The organism is Burkholderia sp. BCC1644 (assembly GCF_902833225.1).
Lineage (GTDB): Bacteria > Pseudomonadota > Gammaproteobacteria > Burkholderiales > Burkholderiaceae > Burkholderia.
Genome location: NZ_CADFEI010000039.1, coordinates 1 through 4,801, shown reverse-complemented (window position 1 = coordinate 4,801; position 4,801 = coordinate 1). Strand labels below are relative to the sequence as shown.

Annotated in this window: 2 protein-coding genes and 2 tRNA genes; 2 read left to right on the top strand and 2 right to left on the bottom strand. The window is 63.9% G+C overall.

The window, feature by feature from the left end; translation table 11 throughout:
* Window positions 1-25: 25 nt before the first annotated feature.
* Window positions 26-112, bottom strand: a tRNA-Leu gene (locus tag HWX87_RS37500).
* A 434-nt stretch (window positions 113-546) separates the two neighbouring features.
* Between HWX87_RS37500 and HWX87_RS37495 the strand changes: the two genes are divergently transcribed.
* Window positions 547-1,110 (top strand): flavodoxin family protein, encoded by a 564-nt coding sequence (locus tag HWX87_RS37495; protein ID WP_176051819.1) that lies wholly within the window; start codon window positions 547-549, stop codon window positions 1,108-1,110.
* A gap of 297 nt (window positions 1,111-1,407) precedes the next feature.
* Here HWX87_RS37495 and HWX87_RS37490 read toward each other — a convergent pair.
* Window positions 1,408-1,494, bottom strand: a tRNA-Leu gene (locus HWX87_RS37490).
* Between the two features lie 460 nt (window positions 1,495-1,954).
* Here HWX87_RS37490 and HWX87_RS37485 point away from each other — a divergent pair.
* On the top strand, window positions 1,955-4,258 hold the full coding sequence (locus HWX87_RS37485; RefSeq protein WP_176051818.1) for an ATP-binding protein: 2,304 nt from the start codon (window positions 1,955-1,957) through the stop codon (window positions 4,256-4,258).
* Window positions 4,259-4,801 lie beyond the last annotated feature (543 nt).

The following is a 4,801-nucleotide window of genomic DNA, read 5'->3' as shown; positions in this document are numbered from 1 at the left end:
AAGCCGACCTTTTTCAGAAAACAGATGGTGCCCAGGAGAGGACTCGAACCTCCACGATGTTGCCACCGCTAGGACCTGAACCTAGTGCGTCTACCAATTCCGCCACCTGGGCACGTTTCGCTTGCTGCGATGCGAAAGACCGTGATTATAGCGTGCCTGAACGGCTTGTCAATAGATTTTGCGCGACCTTTGGAGGCAGGCGAGAAAGCGGGGCGTGCCTGAGGCGCCGTGTTCGGATCTCGCTGCGCGGTCGATCACGATCCGAAGGATTGCCGCCAGAGAGGGGCGAGCGAATTTCGAGAACGCGCGATCAAGTCCGATGCCGGAGAAGCGATCGCCGGTGGGCGCTTTTTGCCACACGCTGATTCGCGATTGCAGGCAGCGGATGCTGCGATTGTCCGTTCGCTTGGCGACGCGGTGATCGTGTATTCGCCGGCCGCAATGGAGTGCGCGGCGCATGGAAGCGAAGTCATTTGCATCGCGATAATTTCTGTTACCATCGCAGTAACGTTTTTTTGCGGAATGGTCCGCGCCAAGGAGTTCCTCATGTCTGAAATCGCAGTGGTTTTTCATAGCGGCTACGGCCATGCGGCCGTCATTGCGGACGCAGTCGCTCGCGGTGTCGAGAAAGTCGATGGAGCGTCGGTCAAGCTGATCCCCGTCGACGCGATCGACGAACACTGGGAGTACCTGGGGCACGATGCCAAGGCGATCGTCTTCGGTTCGCCGACCTACATGGGCAGCGCGTCCGCGCAGTTCAAGGGCTTCATGGACGCATCGTCGAAGCATTGGGGCAAGTGGCGAGACAAGCTGGCGGCCGGTTTTACGGTGTCGGCTTCGCAAAGCGGCGACAAGCTGGCGACATTGCAGCAGCTGGCTGTATTCGCTGCCCAGCATCAGATGCTGTGGGTCAGCCTCGGCCTGATGCCCGGCAACAACAACAGCAAGGGTTCGGTCAACGACCTGAATCGGCTCGGGTCGTTCCTCGGCGCGATGGCGCAGGCGAATGCGGACGAGGGCGGCGACGCGATTCTCGAGAGCGATCGAAAGACGGCAGAGCTGCTGGGCGAGCGCGTCGCAATTGCCGCGAAACGCTGGAACGGCGCTTGAGGGCGATGGCCGGGCGGCCGTGTGTCGATGGTCGTCCGGCTGGTGGATGAGTGGGGCCTCGAGCAAAGCGCGCAGGCGCTTTGCTTCCTGGGTTTGAAATGAAAAAAGGCCGGCTAGAAGCCGACCTTTTTCAGAAAACAGATGGTGCCCAGGAGAGGACTCGGTCACACATGCGCGACCCCGGCTGCGCTTGCAAGCGCAGCCTTTCGAGTCCTCACGCAAAGCGCGCAGGCGCTTTGCTTCCTGGGCTTGAAATGAAAAAAGGCCGGCTAGAAGCCGACCTTTTTAGAAAACAGATGGTGCCCAGGAGAGGACTCGAACCTCCACGATGTTGCCACCGCTAGGACCTGAACCTAGTGCGTCTACCAATTCCGCCACCTGGGCACGTTTCGCTTGCTGCGATGCGAAGACCGCTATTCTAGCGTGTTCAAAGGGACTGTCAACATAATTTCATCGAAAGCGATGAAAAATCTTGTCCCTCGTTCTTCGGGCAAGCGCATCACGACAACGCACTCCCGTTTGCCGCGCCATCCCGGTGTCGCGCCCCGTTGCCGGGAAGGGCGCATAGGACAAGTACGGAAAATCTCGAATTATTATGGGACAAGGGGGAAATGAATCCGTTACCAAATTAAAATCAAGGCCGTTCGGGCAACATGCCGGCTTGGCAACCTGCGCCCGCATGCGGCGCAATTGCGGTTGCAACGGGCCCGAGCCTGACTGAACGACTGCAGTGTGGCGGGATCGTGCGTGCGACGAAGCAAGCGGCCGACCGCCGCAAGCATTCAGGAAGTACGCGAACGCGGTGAACTCGGGCGAATAAAACAATAACGAGGAATGCCACTCCATGCCTGACTGGCTCATTCGAGTCCGGAAAATCGCGACATCCGCATGGCCGCTCACGGCCGGCGTTGCGCTGCTGGCGGCGCTCAGCTGTACGCCGACCGCCGAAACGCTGCTGTCGCCGCTCGACCGCCTGTACTGGAATCTGGTCGCGACCGGCGTCGATCACGGCGACCGCGACGATGTCGTCGTCATTGCAATCGACAGGAAGACGATCGCCGAACTGGGCGGCGGCGAGAGTTATGCGCGGGCGTCACATGCGCAGGTGCTCGATCGTCTCGGCAGTGCCTCGAGCGTCGTGCTCGACATGACGATGTTCGGTCCCGCGCGCGGCGACGATGCGCTCGCGGCCGCGATTGCGCGGCAAGGGCGCGTCGTGCTGCCCGCCCACCTTGCACGCGAGCGCACGCGTGCCGACACCGTGTTGTTGCCCGCGGCGCAGCTGCGCCGCGCGGCGGCGGCCGTCGGCCAGCGCAACGTCGTGCTCGGCAGCGACCATCTGGTGCAGGGCATCGTGCCGTACGTCCGGATGGACGATGCGGCCGACGAGCTGCCGCATGTCGCACTGCAGGCGATCCGCCTGGCCGGTGCGTCGCTGCCTGCCGGCGACGTGCGCGAGCTCGTGCAGGATCACGTGGCGAAGCTCGGGCGCGTCGAGGCTCGCTCGCTCGCGCTGTTCCTGCCGGCCCGTTTCGATCTCGATCGCTATTCGTATGTCGACGTGCTGAAAGGGCGCATCCCCGAGTCGGCATGGCGCGGCCGGATCGTCTTTATCGGCGACGCGATGTCGGATCTGTCTGGCGCGTATGACCTGTCGACGTCGGAAGATGGGCGGTTGCGACGCGTCGAGGTCGATGCGCTGGTGACGCAGGCGCTGGTCGACGGCCACATCCTGTGGCGCGAGCCGATGGCGATCCGGGTCGCCGTCAGCGTCGCGGTCGCGACGGGCATGCTGCTGATCTGCATGCTGGTGCCGGGCTGGCGCATGTATGCATGCGCGATCGCGTGGCTGGCCACGTTCGTTGCCGCCGAACTGGCGCTGCTTTTGCGTTGGTCGTGCTGGACGCCGCTCGGCCCGTTGTTCGCCGTGTGCGCATTGATCTTCGCGGTGAGCGGCTGGCGGCGCGCCGGCAGCCTGCGTGCGTTCCTGCTGAGCGAATACGGGATGCTGCGCGGGCTGGCCGGCAAGCACGCGTTCGTCGGCTCGCCGCATGCGGCAGGCGCCGATGTCGCGACGCCGACCAAGGACGAGGTCGAGATCGCGATGCAGCGCATTCGCGAGTGGCAGACGGCCTATGTCGACATGATCGAGACGCTGCCGTATCCGGTCTTCGTCGAACGGCACGGCCGGTTGCTGATGTGCAATGCGCGCGGCCGCGCGATGCTGCAAACGTTCGACGCGGACGGCGACGCGGCTGCGCAGCGCGTGCTGGCGATCGCCCATAACGAAGTGCTCGCCGCGAAGGCGACCGGCAAGATTCACTCGGCCGAGCTGACACTGGACGGGCGCACGCAGATGATGATGGTGACGCCGTTCGGCGATGGCGACCAGCACAGTTCGACGGCGAGCATGATCTGCCTCGTCGATATCCACAACATCAAGGCCGCGGTCGAAAGTGACCGGCTGACGCTGAGGCACATGGCGCACGACCTGCGCAACCCGCTCTCGACGGTACTGTCGCTGCTCGAAGAGCGGAACCAGGCCGACGGCGCGACCGACGAGGATTTCCTCGCCGACCTGCACAAGCTCGTCGACTACAGTTTGCGCGTCGCGCAGGATTTTACGCAGTTGTCGCGCGCCGAGCATCTCGATACGGCCGCATACGTGCCGGTGTCGGCGAACGATCTGGCGACGGAAGCGGTCGACCAGCTCTGGCACGGTGCGAACGCGAAGCGCATCCGCGTCGAGGGTCCGCATTACGACGGCGCCGACGTGTTCGTGCTCGGCAATCGCGACATGCTGTTGCGCGCGTTGACCAATCTGCTCGACAACGCGATCAAGTACTCGGCCGAGGATACGGTCGTCGACGTATGGATCGACGCCGACGACCGTCAGGTTTCGGTGGCGGTGCAGGACCAGGGGATCGGCATCCCGGCCGGCGCGCTGCGCCGGTTGTTCGAACCGTTTTTCCAGGTCGACGGCACGTATCGCGACGCGAGTCGCGGAGTCGGTCTCGGGTTGCCGTTCGTCAAGGCAGTGATCGAGCGTCACGGCGGATCCGTCGACGTCGAGTCGACGCCGGGGCAGGGCAGCCGTTTCACCGTGCGTCTGCCGAGAACCGTGGCGGAAATGCTCGACGACGCGTGACAGACAGCCGCCTGAACGGCATAGCGGCATCGCGATGCGCGATCGTCGACCGATGTTGAAACGAGGCGGATGAAAGGCCGGATCCGGTGTCGCACCGGGCCGGCCTTTTTTGCATTCGTGTGTCACGCATGCCACGTCCCGATGGAGGCCGAAGCCGGATCGTTCGTCGCAAGGCGTGCGGCGCAAAGCGGTTGCGCCGTTTCGCTGTCGTTGCCGCGAGCGATCGCGCTGATGCTGGTCCGAGGTCGGCTGCGGCAGGTGGAATCCGATGACGCGCAGAGTTCGCGCTTCGATCCCGGGTCGCCACGGAAACGAAAACGCCCTCGCACGAGGCGAGGGCGAGACCGGCATCCGCCGTTGGGCGCCACGAGACGCGGGTTTCAGGTAGGCCGCGGCGCCGCGATGGCGCCGTCGGCCGGACCTGGCCCGTGCAGTTGCTTACTGCTTGTATTCCTCCCAGGCCTGATCCCACGCGGAGCCCTTGCCCGGCTCGTATGCCCACGCCGCCATCGAGCACCAGTTGGTGTACGGGAACGGCTTGCA

Excerpts from the sequence above, each read along its gene's own strand:
- HWX87_RS37495 (WP_176051819.1), top strand. The coding sequence starts at position 547 with ATGTCTGAAATCGCAGTGGTTTTTCATAGCGGCTACGGCCATGCGGCC.
- HWX87_RS37485 (WP_176051818.1), top strand. The coding sequence starts at position 1,955 with ATGCCTGACTGGCTCATTCGAGTCCGGAAAATCGCGACATCCGCATGG.